Source organism: Paenibacillus sp. V4I5, from assembly GCF_030817255.1.
Lineage (GTDB): Bacteria > Bacillota > Bacilli > Paenibacillales > NBRC-103111 > Paenibacillus_E.
In genome coordinates this window covers 7,102,989-7,121,035 of record NZ_JAUSZB010000002.1, presented here as the reverse complement: position 1 = coordinate 7,121,035, position 18,047 = coordinate 7,102,989, and the positions used below count along the sequence as shown (strand labels likewise).

Here is an 18,047-nt window from a genome sequence, read left to right as displayed (position 1 = left end):
CATTAGTTAATGAAAGGATCTTTCCCTATGAGTGATCGAATCGGACAAAAGTTTACGACCCATGACCAGCTTTTCGCCATTCAGCAGCTTCAGCAAACGGGCTATTCCATCATGCCTCGCCCACATGTGCATACAAGTTTTGAATTGTATTATTTGCTGCAAGGCGAACGTATCTACTTTATAAACGGCAAGGTATTCACTGCTCAAAAGGGCGATATGGTTATCGTCATTCCGGGCGATTTGCACTCGACGGCAAGCTCCCAGGTCGAGCATGTGGAGAGAGTGCTCGTTCATTTCGATTCCGGATTCATTCCCATGCCCGACCGTCAAGTGTTGGAGCTTCGCCCTTTTCTCCAATCCACTCTTCTGCGCGTTCCGCTAAAAGAGCAAGCGGAGCTTGAGAATTCGATTCTATACATGCTTTCCGAGTGCAAGGAGCATCAAGCCTTTTACGAATCCTATATCAGGCAGCTTCTGATCGGCTTGCTCATCCGCCTGCATCGGATCGGCTCACTAGAGGATAATTCGACCGAACCTCAGCATCCGATGCACCAGAAGGTATCCGAAATTACAGCTTATATTCATGACCATTACAGCGAGCTGATTACGCTTGAGCAGCTATCCGCGAACTTCTATATCAGCCCGTCGTATTTAAGTCGTGTCTTCTTGAAGCTAACAGGCTTTCATGTAAGTGAATATATCCGAATCATTCGCGTACGTGAGGCTCAAAAGCTGCTGAGAACAACCAGAGACAAAATTCAGCAAATCGCCGAGCACGTCGGCTTCGAGCACATTTCCCATTTTAATAAAACGTTCAAAAAGGTAAGCGGCTGCTCACCGCTGCAATATCGGAAGCAGCACATCAGAAGGTAAGCTGGGAAGAAACCTCATCCTTCCCTTCCCATTCAATTCCTTCTGTCCTCTCCCCCGTTACGACCAGTAGGGAATCGAATTCTTGCGCTCCTGCTACGGTTAAGTCTTTAATGCAAACACCTTGCGCTTGATGAAGTTTTATCGGCGGCCCTTGTCGAAGCTTTAGATCGATCCCCTCAAGCAGCAACCGCTTGACATTATGGCAAATGACGCCTTGCACCGAGGAAACGCGATAATTGCGCAGGGTAACATCCTCCAGCGGCATTTCAGCCAGACCATTGACAAGGAAAGCCTTATCCGCGCCGGCGCAATCAATATCAGTTATGACAATTTGCCGGAAAACCGGTGTTTGTTCCGATATGGGATGCATCTCCTCTTGTGCCGAACCAGACCCTTCTACACCCTCGTAGAACAAATGGAAGGAGATGGCCTCCCCTACGATATCCGTCATGCGAATGCGCTCGATCCTTATACGCTCAACGATGCCACCGCGTCCTCTTGCACTTTTGAAACGCAGGCCAATGTCGGTTCCGATAAACGTGCAATCCGTGACATGGATATCGCTGACGCCGCCCGACATCTCGCTTCCGATAACGAAGCCTCCATGCCCATGGTAAACCGTACATCGACGTATCGTCACATACTGGGCCGGCATGCCAAGCGCGCGTCCCGCTTCATCCTTGCCTGATTTGATACATATGGCATCGTCACCGACATCGAACGTGCTGTCCTCCACTAACACATAGCGGCACGAATCTACATCCAAGCCGTCACCATTCTGAGCGAACCAAGGATTTCGCACATTGACCCGGCGTATCGTCATATGCTCAGATGCCCAAGGATGCAGGTTCCATGCGGCAGAGTTTTGGAACGTGGCTCCTTCCAGCAAAATACGGCTGCACCGACGGAAGCTAAGCAGATTTGGACGCAAATATTCACGTGCTGGGACGTAAGCTTGTGGATCCTGCTCGCCTGATTGAATCAGCTTCTCTACTAGTTCTGCTCCCTGCATGGCTGCTGCAGAAGGCCACCAGATGCCCGCTGATTCATCGATGACACCACCGTTACTCTTGAGGCGGTTCCAATCCTTCTCCGTCATCTTCCATTTCTTTACTGGCCGCCAAGCTTCCCCGCCGCCATCGAAAATGCCGCCTCCCGTAATAGCGATATCTTCCAGCCCCTCTGCATCCAGCGGAGATTGGCAGCGTACGACCGGCTTTCCTTCAAATTGCGAGTGCAGCAGCGGATAGTCCTCGAAACGCTTGCTGAACAATACTGTAGCTCCTGCCTCCGCATGCAGCTCCAGTCTGCTCGTCAGCTTGAGTGGACCAGTCAACCACAAACCGACAGGAATGATTAGCCTCCCGCCCCCGGCTTCAGTTACCTCCTGAATAGCCGATCGGAACGCCTCCGAGTTGTCCGTTTGCCCATCCCCGACAGCACCAAAATCGGTCAGAGTAAACGTACGGCCCGGAATACGAGGAAGCATCACCTCTGGCATTGCGCTGTATGGTTGGTTCACAATTTCCGTTTGATTCATCTAACAAACCCCTTCCTTTCCAAGCATAATCACACTTCAAATTATATAGCAAATTATCACTCATTTTCTTGCTATATCCATGACATAATATCAAGAAATTATATATAATTGTCCAAATAAGGCAGAAAAACGGACAGGACGAACCCTGCCCGTTTTTCCATTCCATTATTTATTAACCGCTTAATGTGGCACTTTAACCTCGGCAACAGCCGTCATTTGGTTTCCTGCCAGATCTGTCACCGTATACGTAATCCGATAGATGCGGCCCATTCCTTTGCCTGAGCGCTCAGCCCGCAGCAGGAAATCCGTATCCGAGGTTCCATAGATGGCACCTTGAATATCTTCCGCCGTATCTCCATCGCCTAAGCCGTTGTCCGGCTCATTGCTTGTAATCGAGTTCAGTACGATCGTACTTACGCCGGAACCCTCATCCTGTCCGTAAACATTCATATGGACGGATACCAGCTTATGATTCGCAGGCGATAAAGATAGATGATCCGGAATCACTTCCAAAGTCGGCGCTGCTGTGTCGATATTGCTCACGACAGCCGTTGCCGTTCCTTTATTTCCCGCTTCATCTGTAAACTCAAAGGTAAAGCTGCCGTTGGTCATAAAGGTATAGCTGTACGATCCGTTGTTATTTGTTACAAATACAGGTTCACTTGGCTCCATCGTCACCGTAACAGGTTGATTTGTCGACTGTGATGTACTGTAGGTAACGATAGCCGACGGAGGTACACGGTCAGGATCTACCTCAAAGCTTATCCTGTAAATACGCTGCGTTCCATCCTCCGCCGTCACCTTCAGTTCGGCCTTGCCTGGCAGCTTATCCGCCTGTACCGTTTGAACAGTTGAAGTAGCTTCGTTCACATTTGCACTAACCTGTGGAACGTTTGTCGTTCCATAAGGCAGTGTAACGACATAATCGTACTTCTGCTTCGTAAAGTCTGCCAGTTGCGTGCCGTCTATCATCATGCCGGTTAAAGCCGCATTGCTGTTCAATAGCCTAATATCTTCTGACACAGGATTCCAACCGTCATTACCGGCAAGAACCTTTGTCACTGTGTACTGGGCAGCCTCCTCCTTCGTTAATTGCTTTGTCCAGGAAAGCCGCCCCGTCGGGTTGGCTCCCGGTCCGTAACTCAAATATTCGCCGTAATCGGCAGTAGCTTCGTTTGCAGCATTGCCCCAGTTATTCCAGCCTGCAGGCCGGATATGATCATCCATAAAGTTATTGATATATACCACATTCGCGTAAGGTCTCCACGGTCTTCCAAGGTCTACTTTCCCACTTAGCCCTGCATCCGCCGTCAGCCTGCTGTTCACAAAGATATAGCCCTTTGCTCCCTGAGGCGTAGAGGCTGCGGTCACATAGCCTGGTGCTTTGCTGTGAATAACCGCACGATCGAACACGGCTGTTGCGGAACCGAAGATGAAATCTACTGAGCCGTCGATATAGCTGTCAACGAAGTATTGTCTTCCTATGCCATCTGCCAATAACGTATCCTGGAAGCCGACAAGCCGGACATTCCGGAACTGCTGGCGGTCTCCTCTGGCTTGCAAAGCTACCGCCTGGCCCGCCGTCAAGCCCCGCATCGTTCTCAATCGTCAGATCCTGGGCCACAAAATTGTTCGCTTGTGCGCTTAAGGTATAGCTGCCTGAGGTGCCTATCGTGCCCCCACCAGGTGCAGGCTTGCTGGCCGAGTCGTTATAAATGATTTTCGTAAGCTCCGGACCGTCGCCGACAAGGCTAAGGTTGGTTTTTCCGGTGCCGATGAGAACCTTCTCCCGATATTCTCCGGCTTTCACACGAATAACGGTACGGGACGGATTATTGTTCGGAATGGAGTCAACAGCCGCTTGAACAGTGCTGAACTGCCCGCTCTGATCCTTCGCTACCGTAATTACCGGAACCGCATCAGCCTTCACCTGTGCCGAGCTATAGCTTTCTCCATTGGCATTGACGGCCGTAACGATGTAGAAATAAGTCTTCCCTTGGGTTAGCCCGTTATCGGCATACCGAGTACCGGCAACCGTTTCGGCCACAACCTGATACGGGCCGCCCTCGACTTCGCTTCTTTTAACGCGGTAAGCAGCCGCACCCTGGGCGGGGTTCCACGTCAGGCTAATCTCCTGGTTTGCGCTGTTTACTGCCTTTACTGCTGCCGGAGCCGCCGGAATTCCAATATCTTCCACGGGTCGTCCGGAAACGACGGCGGATTCCAAGCTCGTTTCATTTACGCCCGAGGCCGTTACTTTATAATAATAAACATTACCGTTTTCAAGCCCCGTATCCGTATAGTTTGTGGAGGTAACCATCGGCTGAAGGGTTATGTACGGTCCCTCAAAAGCCGATGCGCGTTGAATTGTATAGGTCGAAGAGCCATCCACTGCGTTCCAACGAAGCTCAGCCTGACCGTTCCCCCATAAAACATTGATCGCAGGAGCGGCGACTGGCGCAGCAGGTTGGACTTGAACCGGTGCGGAATTCTGGCCTTCTCCTCCAACACTCTTAGCGGAAACCACGTAATAGTACGTCGTCCCGTTGCTCAGACCGCCATCGCGATATGAGGTAGCGGTGGTTTCAGCAACTTTCGTATACGGACCATCACTCGTTAGGCTTCGCTTGACCATATAAGAAACCGCATGATTTACACTGTGCCAGCTCAAATCTATTTGACTGTTTCTTACGCCCGGCATAAGCCCGGCAGGAGCTTCCGGTTTTTCCGCTGACTGTGACGGCGTTACCTTCACCTCGTTGGACGGAGCGCTTTCACCGAAAGCGCCGGCTCCTGTCACTACATAATAATAGGCCGTTTCGTTCTGAAGCCCTGCATCGATATAGGATGTAGCCGTAATACCGGAGGCTACCGTTTGATAAGGACCTCCGCTGGCCGTGCTCCGTTTTACGGTGTAGGACTCAGCTCCTTGCGCCGCATCCCAATTCAATTGAATCTGTGCGTTACCCGGCACCGCAGCCAATCCCTTTGGTGAGGCTACCGGTTCTACATACACCTTCACGTTATCCCAATATGGGCTCCCTGTTCCGGAGCCCGGCGTGGAGAAATGAATGCGGCCTATTCCCTTTGCCTTCGTATCCGCCAGCGCCGTGCTGAGGAAGTCGATCTCCGGAGTCGCGGCCGGAACATTATCCACATAAATTTTTGCTTTACCCGTCAAGACGTTCGCTTCGATTTTGATATTCATCCAACGATTTAATGACGGCTGCTCGTTTGTCACCTTGATATACGAACCGCCATTATTGATGACAAACACGTTATTGCTTTCATTTGCCGGTTTGCGGATTTCCAATGACAAAGGTGTTTTGCCGCCATCCGGCGTTTGCAACTGAAACAGGCCGGCCGAGCCGATCATCGATTGCTGCATGTAATCCGCTTCGATGATGACTGTGCCCTTTTGCGGAGTAAAGCTCTTCGCTGTCCTGGTGTTAACCGAGCCTGTATCATAAAGCTGCATCGCTTTGGATGAGCTGTTTCCCGCACTTGTCCCAGGAACCGTCTGTGTGATCACTTTATTCGTGGCTGTCATCGGAACAGGATTGATTAAGGTGTAACCGGTCGGCATCTCTCCGATAGCATCTCCTTCGAAATCATCCGCAACGAGCCAAACGACCTCCGGTGCACCAGTAGGAGTGACGTTGACCTCCTTTGAATCGAAGCTTTCACCATGCGCATTTACAGCACTGATGACATAATAATACGTTTTACCAGTTGTTAAATTCGAATCGGTAAAAGACAGTGAAGCAATGTTTGACATAATCGTCGTATAAGGACCGCCAGGAGTATCGCTTCGTTTGATATGATAACCGGTTGCTTCACTTACCGGGGACCAGGCCAGCACCGCCTTCTTTTCTCCTGCTGTTGCCGTCAGCGCCTGCGGTGGCATTGGAAAGTCTGCGGCAAGCGTATGAAGCTCCACACCGCTGAATTCAGACGTGTTGTACTTATGAATATCGTCCGGTGCCTTCGAGGCGTCTGCCGCTAAACCGAAATAGACGGTTTCCGCCATTGGTATATCAAGGGATCCGATCTGCTTCCAGTTTGTCTTGTTTGAAGAAATCAGGCCCGTCAACTGGCTGCCGATTCGTACAAGCTTCACCCAATATGGGGTTGCAATGAAATCGTCCGGCTCGATTCTCGCCGACTCTTCGCCCGTCGACGAACGGCTGATCATGACGCCTTTTTCCCCCATTTTGACATAAGGGATTGAGAGCATTGCCATCTTGGAGGAAGCATTCAGCGATTCGCGGACCATGACACCTGCCTCCGCATTATCGTCGGTAGGCGTAACGTGCTCGATTCGCGCAATAATCTCGCCGTTCCCTGTCAACGGCTGATAGGCGAAGTGGAACGAATCCGCGGTTCCTCCAATATCGCCGGCCGATTTCACTGTGACGGTCTGTGCATCGCCTCCCAGCTGCGTATGGCCAGGAATGCCGACATTGCCAATATCTTGCGATTGCCACGGAGTAATCGGGCCGCTCGTGTTCACATGAACGGCGACATTGTCAGAGTGGGTGGACAGCCCCATGGTATCGGTAGCGCGAACGACAAGGAAATGAGTGCCGTCCGTTACGTTACTCCAATCAAAGCTGTACGGAGCCGTCGTATCCTCTGCTACTTTTGCTCCGTCAATAATCAGTTCCGCCTTGGCAATACCATCGCTATCGGATGCGCTTGCCTCCACCGTAATTTGGCTTCCGGCTTCCTTCAGGCTGTTGTTCACCGGCGAGGTGATGGAAACGGCCGGATTATCCGTATTTTTGTTGCTGGCGGTTCCTTGAACAATCAAATCGTTGAGATATACCTCCAGATTCGTGTACCCTTCTGGAGATAGGTTCGTTGCGTTCCGATCATCGGCATTGGCAGGAGATACCCCTTTTGCAGCTTCCCACGCATCGTCCATGCCGTCGTGGTCTTGATCGACGACGGCAGAGATGACCTCCGGGTAATCGGGATATCCGCCTACCTCAAGCGGAGAATTAATATGCTGCCCTGTACGGTGTATCACATCATGAATAACCCTCGCATCGTAGGCATCACGCTTGGGCAAGCTGGCTCCCACATTCGCGAGCACATGCTCATAAGCCGCTTGCGCCGATTCGGACATGTATCCGCCGTTCACGGCTACCGGATCAGAAAGCTTTGATGCCGGGTTCGCAACCGATAGAACGCCCTTCCAGTTATCGGCCGTTACGGAAGAATCTCCATCCATCATATTGCCATTAATGTACATTTTGCTTGGAGAGCCTAACTCGCCGAACAGCAAGTTACGAACGTTAGAATAAGTGTTAGGACCAAACTTATAATAGTTGTTGTTCAAATTATACTGCCCATCACCGCCGCCGTAAGTGGACATAAAGCCCCAATTGTAGATGATATTGTTGGATGCCTCCGTAATATCCGGGTACTGGGTGATGACCGTTGGAAATCTCGGATTCCGGCTTACACTATGGGCAATCAAGTTATGGTGAACGTTGCTTGATTGCCTCCCCAAATACCCCCGTACCCGTGGCGCCCTTTATGATGTGAAGTCATAAGCATGCTCTCTGCGGAGATTGACCACTGCACGGTCGTATTGGCATTATCGTACAAGCTGACGACTTCATCGACTGACCAACTGAATGAGCTGTGATCAATCATAATGTCTTTATGGTAACGGACCCCGAACGCATCATCCTCGCTTGGATAACGGTCACCTAAACGAAACCTCATATACCTTACGATCACATTGTCCGCTTCAATATTCGTCGTATAGTCAGTTACCGTAATCCCGTCACCGGGAGCGGTTTGACCTGCGATGGTCAAATTCGAACCTTTAATCTTTAGACTTTCCTTGAGGCGGACAGTGCCTCCTACACGGAACACGATGGTCCGATCACTCTGACTAACCGCGTCGCGCAGCGAGCCTGGAATTGGTGTTTCGTTACTCTTGTAGTCTTCAAGCGTAGTAACCTCATACACCACTTGCCCTCGGCCACCGCTCACATATTTACCGCCTCCTTCAGCTCCCGGAAAAGCTGGTAATGCTCCTGCAGCAGAAACATTGACAGCGTTTACAGGAATAACTGCAGCAAGCATTGAAGCAATTAAGAGTTTCGGCAACCACTTCTTCATCTAAATACCCCCTTACGAGTGAATTCATGGTGGACCTTCGACTGCATGTAAGAAACGAACGTCCACCTGATGGCTTAATCATAAACAGGAGCCCCTGGTTACGTATATAATCCTGGGATTTGTCCGCGCTCTAACTGGGGATAAAAGTCCATTTCAAATCCGATGATTACTTTCGCTCTGCAATGATTATTGCCTCTAAAAAGGAAAAAGATTGCCAACCACCTGACCAGTAAGGCCAAGTAGTAAGCAATCTTTTTGTTATCTCTCATCAGTTGTTCGGGAAAATTTCAATGTACTCGAAATAGTCGAAATCCGCCTGGTTCGTACTGAGCTGCCCGTTGGAACTTGCATACATTCCAAGATAAGCCCCGGTAAAACCTCCCGCCACATCACTGCTAAGAATTCTGCCATCGGCGCAATCGTACAAGAGCTCCCACTGTTCAGTATTCGTGGCAAAGTAAAAACTATAAGCCTGCTCAATCGCTTCGACCATGAGATACAATCTCCCGGTTGCCTGGTGCGGACGGAGGGCCAGCGTTTCATCTTTACCCGCTTCCCGCTTGATCAGGCGGAGGACACCTTCTCCATCGATTAGCGCCGACTCCATGCGATACTGGTAATCCTCATTTTGCAGAAGCACCAGACCAGCCACATCCCCTTCGTTAAGTGGAGTAAATTCTAATGCAGTTCGTGCAGCAAAATTCATATGCTGCTGCCTCCTGCCTATGAAGCTTGGATTCGCCACTTGCGTGATCGTCTCAGGCTTCAGTCGTAGACGCAGGTAACCTGGCCGCTCCGACAAACTCCAGAAATCCCCCCGTGGCGTACGGATAAAATTCCACCGATCCTCAAGGATCTCTGCATCAAAATGATCGCAGGCTGCAAGTGACGGCCATCGTCGCAACGGCAAATTCGGCGACGGCAGCTCGAACTCAACGATTCCTTTACCTGGATTCACCACCGGCCAGCCGTCTTCCCAGACGAACGGTACGAGGAATGTTTCCCTACCCAAGTTACGGTAATTACCACCGTAAGGGCGGGATGCCAGACAAACGAGATACCATTCGCCGTTCTGCGTTTCAATGAAATCCGAATGACCCACATTTACGATTGGATAGCTCCGACCGAGGTGACGGTGTGTCAAAATCGGATTTGTTTTGGCCACCTCATAAGGGCCGGTTAAGGTTTTACTGCGGGCAATCGTCGTTGAATGTGTGTGACCCGTTCCACCCTCGGCAACGACCAAGTAATAGTAACCGTTAATCTTGTAAAGATGGGGTCCTTCCGTCGCATGAATTTGTTTAAGGGCTCCATCCCATAAGCTGTATGTCGGTCCTGTCAGCTGCTTCTCTTCCAAATCCAATTCTTGCAGCCAGATTTCTACGTGCTTCTCATATTGCTGACCTTCAGGCGGCTTACGGTTGCCCGTATAGTAGACCTTCCCGTCATCATCAAAAAATAAGGAAGGATCAATGCCGACAGCACCGGGCAACCAGATAGGATCTGACCATGAACCTGCTGGGTCCTCGGCCGTGACATAAAAGTTCCTCCGTTCCCCAGTAGCGCTAACGACAAACGTCGAAACTACGTAAAACATGCCATTAGAATAACGGATTGTCGCAGCATAAATCCCCCTAGAGGATGGTGTGTCGTCCAGATTTAACTGCGAAGGACGATCCAGGACATGACCAAGCTGCCGCCAATGAATCAAGTCCTTGCTGTGAAAAATCGGAACACCCGGATAATACTCGAATGATGAGGTGACCATGTAATAATCTTCCCCATCGCGACAAATGGATGGGTCCGGGTAAAAACCAGGTAAGATGGGATTTCGAAATGTTTTCATGAAAAATCCTCCGCTTTTTGATTGTTACTTCTTGTACTGCTCATTAAATTCGTCAATGATTTTTTGACCGCCGTCGTTTTCCCACTTTTTCACAGCAGCCTGGAAGCCTGCCTCGTCGATTTTGTTCAAAATGAACTGGTAAGTGGCATCTTTCATCAGATCCTGAAGTCTGGAGCCCTTTTCATTGAATGTTTTGGAGTCCAAGGATATAGTAGGATCCGTAATCATAAAGTTCACGGCTCCATTCGAGAGCTTGATGGCTTTCTCAAAAACAGGAAGAGAATAGTACGCAGGCGTAACATTTGTTGACTCGTACAGTGCCATATTCAGATAGGGCCTTACTTCCTTCTCAATTAGCTTGCTGTCCGTGGAAGGAACTATTTTGCCATCCTTCCATGCATAATGCTCGTCCTTGAGACCGTACTTGAGAAGATCGGCTATTTCAGGTGAATAGAACTTATCCATGACGCCTAGGATACTCTTGAGCTCCTGTTCGGAGTTAATGGAAGATTTCGGGAAAAGGACAACAGTTCCGTAGCCTGAAAGCCCCCATGTAATGTTCTTGCCGTCAACGCCCTGGATATCGTTCACTACCTCATACTCCGCTTCCGGAACGTTATTCACCGTCTTCTCTTGAAGTCCTTTGACATCGCCCATCGTCCCAATATAGAGTCCTGAGCGGCCGGTAACCATCAGGTTCTGCTGATCCGTTTTGCTCGTAACCGGGAAATCCTGATTGATCAGGCCTTCATCGCGGAGCTTCTTCATAAACTTCATGGTGTCAACATAACCTTTGGTCATGAAGTCAGGAATCAATTTGCCATCTTGAACTCCCCAGCCGTTCGGTGTTCCGAAGAACATGGAAACAGTTTTGAAGGCGCCGTAAATGAGATCATTACGGTCAGACAGTGGGATCGTTTTGCCGCCGCCAGCCAAATCAGCATCTTTGAACTTCTTCAGCATCGTGTATAGCTCGTCTACCGTTTTTGGTGCAGTGAGTCCCAGCTTATCGGCCCAATCCTTCCGGTAAATGAAACCCGCACGAGCTGGCTGTCTTTCCTGGTACAGAGAGTAAATTTTCCCTCCAACAGCCGTATGATTAAGAATTGTCGGATTCAATCTCTTCAGGTTTGGATAATCCAACAAGAACGGACCGACTTCCCAAAACTGATTATTCTTAACGGCGTCGCGCACGAGTGTAAAGGAAGCCGCGTTCTTCAAATAAACAACCTGGGGCAGGGAGCCCGTTGCAAAAGCAGCTTGGAATTTCTCATCATAAGAACCGTCCGGCACCCATTGAATGTGCAGTTCGGAATTTGTTTTTTGCTCAAGAACCTTCTCGAGCTTATCGGATGGTACCTCGGTCGTTTGCAAATCAGCCATGATGCTAATCTTGATCGGACCTTTGGGAGCTTCACCTTCTGATTTCGTTGCTTCAGCACTTGAGTCGATCTTATTGGCACATCCGGCTATCAGGGAAACCGCCGTTAAAGCGGAGAGCAATATGGCGGTATTTTTCTTTGTCAATTTGGGCCTCCTTAATCTGAGTGATTGATGTTCATAACTTAATCATATGAATTAACACAGGTTACGTATATAATCATGTGATTAGGCCGCAGTTTTACAGGGGTTGCAGGCCTTTTTATTATCTGATGATTATTTTCATTTTGAAGTGATTATTGCCCCTAACGGGCTTTTTCATTAGAATAGAGTAACTAGGTTGAACTAGATACCGGCCAAGAAAGGAGTGCGGGTTATGCTGCGCGAACAAAGCTTTTACACCAAGCTCATCTTATTCAGTTGCGCCATCTGCATTATTCCACTTCTGGCGCTTGGTTTCTTTTCCTACATGAAATCATCGCACTCCATTCAACAACATGTCAATCAAGGCAATGTGCAGCTTATGGAACAAACGAGCAGCAATTTGGAGCAAACTTTGCAAACATTGGACCATTCCCTCAATAACTTCATCAATTCAACCTTAATGCTGGACGCTTTGTACAAGCCCATGACCACCTATGATTTTCAGGCCTATAATGCTATCCGTAAAGAGCTTTCGTATCAGCAGTCCTCAAAGACCATGGTAACGGATATCATTTTGGTAAATTCAACTAATAATTGGGTGATCACGAACACGGGATTGTACAACTTAAATGAATACGCTTTCAAAAATTCATTGCTCCTCTACTCGAATTTGCCATTCAATTCAAACTGGCTGCTTCTGCCGAACAATTCCCTAGGAGCTGCAGATACGGAAAGCTCCGGCTGCAAATACATGATTACTTTGATCAAAAAAATGCCTTTACATACTTCGGAAAAAAGAGGGCTATTATTTGCCGCTATCCCGCAGTGTCGTTTAGCGGCCCTCATGGGAGCTCCTTCGGATTCCCATAATGTGATGGTGCTTGACCAAAGCAATCGGATCGTCATCCATTCGGATGAAGCTAAAGTCGGGCAATTCGTAACGGAATCAGGCATCATACCAGAAACGGATCTCGCCCTCCTGGCGGGGAAATCCGGTCAATTTCAGTCCAATTCGAATGACAAAGACTCTACGATTACTTTTATTCGATCTGAGTTTAACGGTTGGACCTATGTTTCGATAACGGATATTGCTGTTACGACTAAGGAAGCACGAGCCATTGGCTGGTTTACTCTCTACGTGTTATTGGGAATCATTGTGCTGAGCGTTTTCTTCGTCTGGTTTGGTAGCAGAAGAATGTACTTCCCTATTCACGGGATACTGAAAGGAATCGCAGATCGACTTCCCAATTCTGACAAGCCGCATAAGAACGAGTTACTATTCATTGACGAGCATCTCAGAGATTTGTTTGCTTCTAATTCCAAGCTTCATGGAGAGCTTTACCAAACCGGGATGCAGGTACGCAGCTTTTTTCTTGCCAAGCTGTATCAGGGAATCGTCGGCAACAGAGAGCTTGAAGAAAGTCTTGAACGCTTCGGATATTCGAAGCAGATTTCCTCCTGGAACAATCTTGCCACGCTTACCCTGCAGATCGACCTACTGAAGGAAACGCGGTATGAACAGGCGGATTTGGATCTACTTTTGTTTGCCATTAAAAATATTATTGAGGAGCTGATCCCGGGTGATAACTGCTTGTCCCCGGTTATCGTCGAACAAACACTAACTACGACGATCGGCTGCTCTGGCCTCACAACCGAAGCATTCTGTAACCAGCTCTATCAATGGACGGAAGAGATCCAGCGAATGATCCGCAATTATTTGGAACTTGACGTCAGCATCGGGATAAGCCTGCCCTTCACCCATATCCACAAAGCTCCAAGAGCTTATCAGGAAGGACTTGAGGCTTTGAAGCGCAGGCTCACGTTAGGGGAAGGCGTCATTATCCCGTATGCGAGTATCAACGCAGGAAAACATACGCTTATCTATGCCTACCCGAAGCTGCAGGAGAACGAGCTTATCGATTCCATCAAGTTGGCAAATGAGGATCGATCTTCCGTTGTGCTTAACCAATGGCTGAAAGAAGTTTTCCAAAAAGAACGATCACCTCACGAATATCAGATTTCCTTAGTTCGTCTATTGAATAATTGTATGATCGTCATGCAGGAAGCAGGCATTCGACTCGAACAGCTAAATCTGCAAGAAGGCTCCTTATACGAGGAACTGCTTCAGCTCTATGTTAGCTCAGAAATCGAAACCTGGTTCAAGGATCGAATTATTCTGCCCATGATTCAGGTTTTCCGGGATCGGCAGGAATCCCAATACCAGAACTTGTCCGAACAAATCATCGATATCATTCATAAGGAATACGAGCGAGATTTAACGCTAGAAGAATGTGCTTCACGCATGCATTATAACGTCTTCTATTTAAGCAGTGTTTTTAAGAAAGAAACGAATATGTCTTTTAGTGAATACCTAGCTGACTATCGCTTCCAAATCTCCAAGAAATGGCTGGTAGAAACGAATTTACCCATCAAGGATATTGCTGAGAAACTAACTTACACGAATGCCCAAAACTATATCCGCTTCTTCAGAAAGCTAGAAGGAATGACTCCGGGCCAATACCGTACCCAGTTCTCTGCGCAAAATAAATATAAGTAATTCGGCGGTTTCGCACCCTTTTGACAAAAGAACTCCTCTCTTGTTAATGTAAAATGCGGTAAGCATCACTCACCCCATAATAAAACTAGCCAGCTGCAGCAGCTGGCTAGTTCATCTATTTTAGGATTTAATGAATACAGTCTTAATATCCGTGTAAAATTCTATGGCAGCCTGCCCTTGCTCACGCGAACCTGAGCTGGACTGCTTCATACCTCCGAACGGTGCTTGCAGCTCCACGCCTGCGCTTTCGGCATTGATCCGCACAAGTCCGGCATCGATATCATGCATGAACGTAAGCATTTTCGAAATATCCCGTGTGAATACCGACGCACTGAGTCCAAACTTCACGTCATTGGCAATTCGGATTGCCTCCTCGAACGAATCTACCTTGATCAAAGCTAGCACAGGACCGAATATTTCTTCCTGCGCGATCGTCATGGAACTGGAAATGTCTTCGAAGACCGTAGGTTCAATGAAGAATCCGGCTTCCAACCCTTGTCCTTGAGCTTTACCGCCTCCGCAAAGCAAGGTACCTCCTTCTTCCACGCCTTTGGCGATGTAAGACAGAACGGTATGGAACTGGTTTTCGCTTGCGCACGGCCCCATCCAAGTTTCTGCGTCCAAACCAGGGCCCACTCGAATCGCTTCAATCTTCTTCAGCAGCTTCATCTTAAACGCTTCATAGATCTCGCTCTGAATGATGACCCGACTCGTAGCTGTGCATTTCTGCCCTGTGGATCGTAAGCCGCCGCTGATCGTCGCCTCGACCGCAAGGTCCAGATCCGCATCATGCGCCACGATAATTGGATTCTTGCCGCCCATTTCCAGCTGGTACTTGGCTCCTCTCGCCAGAGCACTCTGCCCCACCCCTTTCCCTACTCGGTCGGATCCTGTGAATGTGACGCCGCCAATGTCCGGATGATCGGCCATCGCTTGTCCGATCACTCCCCCTTGGCCCGTCACCATATTAATGACGCCGGAGGGAAGACCCGCTTCATGGAAGCATTCGATGACCAGCGCTGCCGTTGCGGCCGTTTCCTGAGCAGGCTTAAACACCACGGTGTTGCCGTAGATTAAGGCAGGCGCTATTTTCCAAATCGGAATGGCAACTGGAAAGTTCCATGGGGTAATAACACCAATAACGCCAAGCGGCACACGCGTCGTAAACATTAAAGCGGCATTATCCGTAGACGGGATAACATCGCCAATCTTCCGCATCCCTTCGCCTGCGTAGTAGCGAAGAATCGCCACGCCACGCGCCGTTTCCCCTTTTGCCTCAGGCAGCGTTTTCCCCATCTCACGTGTCATCATTTCCGCAATCTGATCCAAACGGCGTTCCAATCGATCCGCTACTTTGAACAGAAATTCGCCACGGGCTGCCCCCGACAATTTGCGCCATCCCTGCAGTGACATCTTAGCTGCGGTTACGGCTTCATCCAGATCAAGGGTGGACGACTTTTGAACGTATGCGACGATTTCATGGCGATTGGCCGGGTTCATACTGGCATCCACCTCTTGGCTGGATGCTGCTTTCCACGCGCTATTTACATAATTTAGATAAGTTTTAATCTCCGTCACGTTTAATCCCTCCCACCTCTAAATTCAGTTAAAGCCGCCAAGAGAGCTTTCACATAACCAACAGCATAAGCCCATCCGACCCAACTCATGCCGGATTGAGGCCGAGGTGCGCGATCCATTTCCAGCATTGGAATGTGGTCCGGATTGATACAACCGTTATATCCAACTTTATGAAGAGCTAATAGGATTTTCGCCATATTCATATGACCATCGTCGAGCATCGCTTCTTCGAACGCACCCGCTGTCGCCAGGCTGCCCCGGATGTTGCGGAAATGGACAAGAAAGATCCGATCCTTGCGTCCGTACTGATAAATTTCATCCAGAACAAGCGGTGTGCCCCCTGCCTCTCCTCGGGTACCCACGCAGTAGACAAGGCCTACATTCCTGCTTGGGAAAGCATCGATCACTCGATTTAAACCCAGCCCCCCAAAAGGCGTATTATGGTAGGGTGTGTCTGAAGGATGCACGGCTAAATTCACATTATACGCTTCGGCAAGCGGAACTAACTTCCCGAATACGATATCGAAGCGCTTCCACCATTCATTTAGTTGTTCCACTGTGGGAGGCTGCTGGTCAGGACTTCGCTTCATAGACTCCCCGCGTGCAAGTAGCCCCCCTCGGTGCACGGCTGTGTATTCCTCCGCCATATAGGGAAACACATCGCCCGCAAACCGCTGCCGGACAAGGGTAATTCCCGCTTCACCGAATGTTTGAATAGCGCTGCATACGTTGTCCAATTGAATCTCTGAGCCAGGCTCATCCAACATAAAGCTGCTTGTCATATTCGGAAGCGTCACCCGATTAATTTCCATCCCATGGGAGCGAATCCTGCGTTTTAATTGAAGCAGCTTATCTAGATCCGGATACCCTTGTTCACGGACGCCTGGAAAAGAACCACCTTGCGTAAAATCAATACAGTCAACCCCAAGTTGGCACATTTGTCTTAAATCGCTATCTGACAATTCACAAGTTGGAACTTGAACGGATACCTTCATTATGGATGACTTCCCCCTAACCTTTATTGGAAATAGCGATAAGGTCTATGCTCCGTTTAATAATCGATTCCAAAAGCACATAATGCTCTCTTTCTACCCGTACTAGCGGCGGACGAACAGATAACCCTATGGGCAAACCGACGATGTCCATACCCGCTTTAATGAGTGAAACCGCATACCCTTTTCGGAGTTGACGAATGCGGTGGATCGGTAAGAGCACTTCACGGTAAAGGGTTTGAACAAAAGCCTGATCTCCGCCAAGTAAGCTCTCGTAAAACTTTCTCGATACTTGTGGCATGTAATTGGAGATAGCCGATGAATACGAATGATATCCAAGCGCTGCGTATGCCGGCATCGTCAGTTCAGCAAGCGGCATCCCATTCATCCATTGCAGCTTGCTGCCCAGCGACTGTACGAATTCTATATTTAACTCGAAGTTTCCTAATCCATCTTTGAACCCAATGACATTTGGAAGGGATGCCAGCTTTTCTATCGTGCTTAGTGTGAAGATCGCGTTATCCCGTTGATAGATGATAACAGATAAGTCCGTGCTCTGAGCAATCGTCCGATAGTACTGGTACAGACCTTCCTGCTCTGGAATAATGAGGTAAGGCGGCAGCAGCAATAAGCCGTCTGCTCCAAGCCGTTCCGCCAATTGAGCACGTTCCACCGCATCTTTGACATTTCCTCCGACACCTGCAAACACGGGTACTTGTCCTGCAACCGTAGATACTCCGGTGGAAACTAACTGTTCATATTCCTGCAAATCCAAAGATTGATATTCACCTGAACCAGCGCAAACAAATATAGAATCTAATCCATTGTCGAGCAAAAATCGGACGTTGGCCTCGAATGCTTTCTCATCCACTTGCTCGCTATCATGAAACGGCGTAACTGGAAAACCCATAATACCTGCAAGCGAAATATGTTTATCGCTCCCCATACGTAACAGCCCCTTTTCGTTTGCTTTCATCTCATTATAGGAGATTCGAGCGG

The 18,047-nt window shown here is 49.0% G+C and carries 11 protein-coding genes; 2 read left to right on the top strand and 9 right to left on the bottom strand.

From position 1 onward, the window contains the following. Nucleotides 1-27 precede the first annotated feature (27 nt). Nucleotides 28-873 carry a helix-turn-helix transcriptional regulator gene (locus tag QFZ78_RS34215; protein ID WP_307553955.1) on the top strand — a complete coding sequence of 282 codons (846 nt, stop codon included), beginning with the start codon at nt 28-30 and terminating at the stop codon, nt 871-873. On the opposite strand, the gene QFZ78_RS34210 is transcribed toward QFZ78_RS34215, so the two are convergent. From QFZ78_RS34210 to QFZ78_RS34185, 6 genes are all read right to left on the bottom strand, one after another. Further along, the gene (locus QFZ78_RS34210) at nt 863-2,413 is read right to left on the bottom strand and encodes a glycoside hydrolase family 28 protein (protein ID WP_307553953.1); all 1,551 of its coding nucleotides are present in this window, start codon (nt 2,411-2,413) and stop codon (nt 863-865) included. The genes QFZ78_RS34215 and QFZ78_RS34210 overlap by 11 nt on opposite strands. Before the next feature lie 180 nt (nt 2,414-2,593). Next, the gene (locus QFZ78_RS34205; protein WP_307556034.1) at nt 2,594-3,976 is read right to left on the bottom strand and encodes a pectinesterase family protein; all 1,383 of its coding nucleotides are present in this window, start codon (nt 3,974-3,976) and stop codon (nt 2,594-2,596) included. Beyond that, nucleotides 3,876-7,931: a pectinesterase family protein gene (locus QFZ78_RS34200; RefSeq protein WP_307553951.1), complete on the bottom strand. Its 4,056-nt coding sequence runs from the start codon at nt 7,929-7,931 to the stop codon at nt 3,876-3,878. Before QFZ78_RS34200 ends, QFZ78_RS34205 begins: the two co-directional genes overlap by 101 nt. Then, nucleotides 7,895-8,551 carry a hypothetical protein gene (locus tag QFZ78_RS34195; protein WP_307553949.1) on the bottom strand — a complete coding sequence of 219 codons (657 nt, stop codon included), beginning with the start codon at nt 8,549-8,551 and terminating at the stop codon, nt 7,895-7,897. The genes QFZ78_RS34200 and QFZ78_RS34195 overlap by 37 nt, the downstream gene beginning before the upstream one ends. Before the next feature lie 268 nt (nt 8,552-8,819). Beyond that, nucleotides 8,820-10,397, bottom strand: a complete 1,578-nt coding sequence (locus QFZ78_RS34190; protein WP_307553947.1) for a glycoside hydrolase family 43 protein — start codon at nt 10,395-10,397, stop codon at nt 8,820-8,822. 24 nt (nt 10,398-10,421) lie between these two features. Next, complete coding sequence (locus tag QFZ78_RS34185; protein ID WP_307553945.1) at nt 10,422-11,924, bottom strand: extracellular solute-binding protein; 1,503 nt, start codon at nt 11,922-11,924, stop codon at nt 10,422-10,424. 229 nt (nt 11,925-12,153) lie between these two features. Here QFZ78_RS34185 and QFZ78_RS34180 point away from each other — a divergent pair, with 229 nt between their 5' ends. Continuing rightward, nucleotides 12,154-14,478 (top strand): AraC family transcriptional regulator, encoded by a 2,325-nt coding sequence (locus QFZ78_RS34180; RefSeq protein ID WP_307553943.1) that lies wholly within the window; start codon nt 12,154-12,156, stop codon nt 14,476-14,478. Between the two features lie 120 nt (nt 14,479-14,598). On the opposite strand, the gene gucD is transcribed toward QFZ78_RS34180, so the two are convergent. The 3 genes from gucD to kdgD are packed head-to-tail and all read right to left on the bottom strand — an operon-like array spanning nt 14,599 to nt 17,994. After that, nucleotides 14,599-16,056, bottom strand: coding sequence for an alpha-ketoglutaric semialdehyde dehydrogenase GucD (gucD, locus tag QFZ78_RS34175; protein ID WP_307553942.1), 1,458 nt, complete (start codon nt 16,054-16,056; stop codon nt 14,599-14,601). 2 nt (nt 16,057-16,058) lie between these two features. Then, the gene (locus QFZ78_RS34170) at nt 16,059-17,051 is read right to left on the bottom strand and encodes a mannonate dehydratase (RefSeq protein ID WP_307553940.1); all 993 of its coding nucleotides are present in this window, start codon (nt 17,049-17,051) and stop codon (nt 16,059-16,061) included. Between the two features lie 16 nt (nt 17,052-17,067). Then, nucleotides 17,068-17,994, bottom strand: coding sequence for a 5-dehydro-4-deoxyglucarate dehydratase (gene kdgD, locus QFZ78_RS34165; RefSeq protein ID WP_307553938.1), 927 nt, complete (start codon nt 17,992-17,994; stop codon nt 17,068-17,070). Between the last annotated feature and the right edge of the window lie 53 nt (nt 17,995-18,047).

Excerpts from the sequence above, each read along its gene's own strand:
- QFZ78_RS34215 (WP_307553955.1), top strand. The coding sequence starts at position 28 with ATGAGTGATCGAATCGGACAAAAGTTTACGACCCATGACCAGCTTTTC.
- QFZ78_RS34210 (WP_307553953.1), bottom strand. The coding sequence starts at position 2,413 with ATGAATCAAACGGAAATTGTGAACCAACCATACAGCGCAATGCCAGAG.
- QFZ78_RS34195 (WP_307553949.1), bottom strand. The coding sequence starts at position 8,551 with ATGAAGAAGTGGTTGCCGAAACTCTTAATTGCTTCAATGCTTGCTGCA.
- QFZ78_RS34190 (WP_307553947.1), bottom strand. The coding sequence starts at position 10,397 with ATGAAAACATTTCGAAATCCCATCTTACCTGGTTTTTACCCGGACCCA.
- QFZ78_RS34180 (WP_307553943.1), top strand. The coding sequence starts at position 12,154 with ATGCTGCGCGAACAAAGCTTTTACACCAAGCTCATCTTATTCAGTTGC.
- QFZ78_RS34170 (WP_307553940.1), bottom strand. The coding sequence starts at position 17,051 with ATGAAGGTATCCGTTCAAGTTCCAACTTGTGAATTGTCAGATAGCGAT.
- kdgD (WP_307553938.1), bottom strand. The coding sequence starts at position 17,994 with ATGGGGAGCGATAAACATATTTCGCTTGCAGGTATTATGGGTTTTCCA.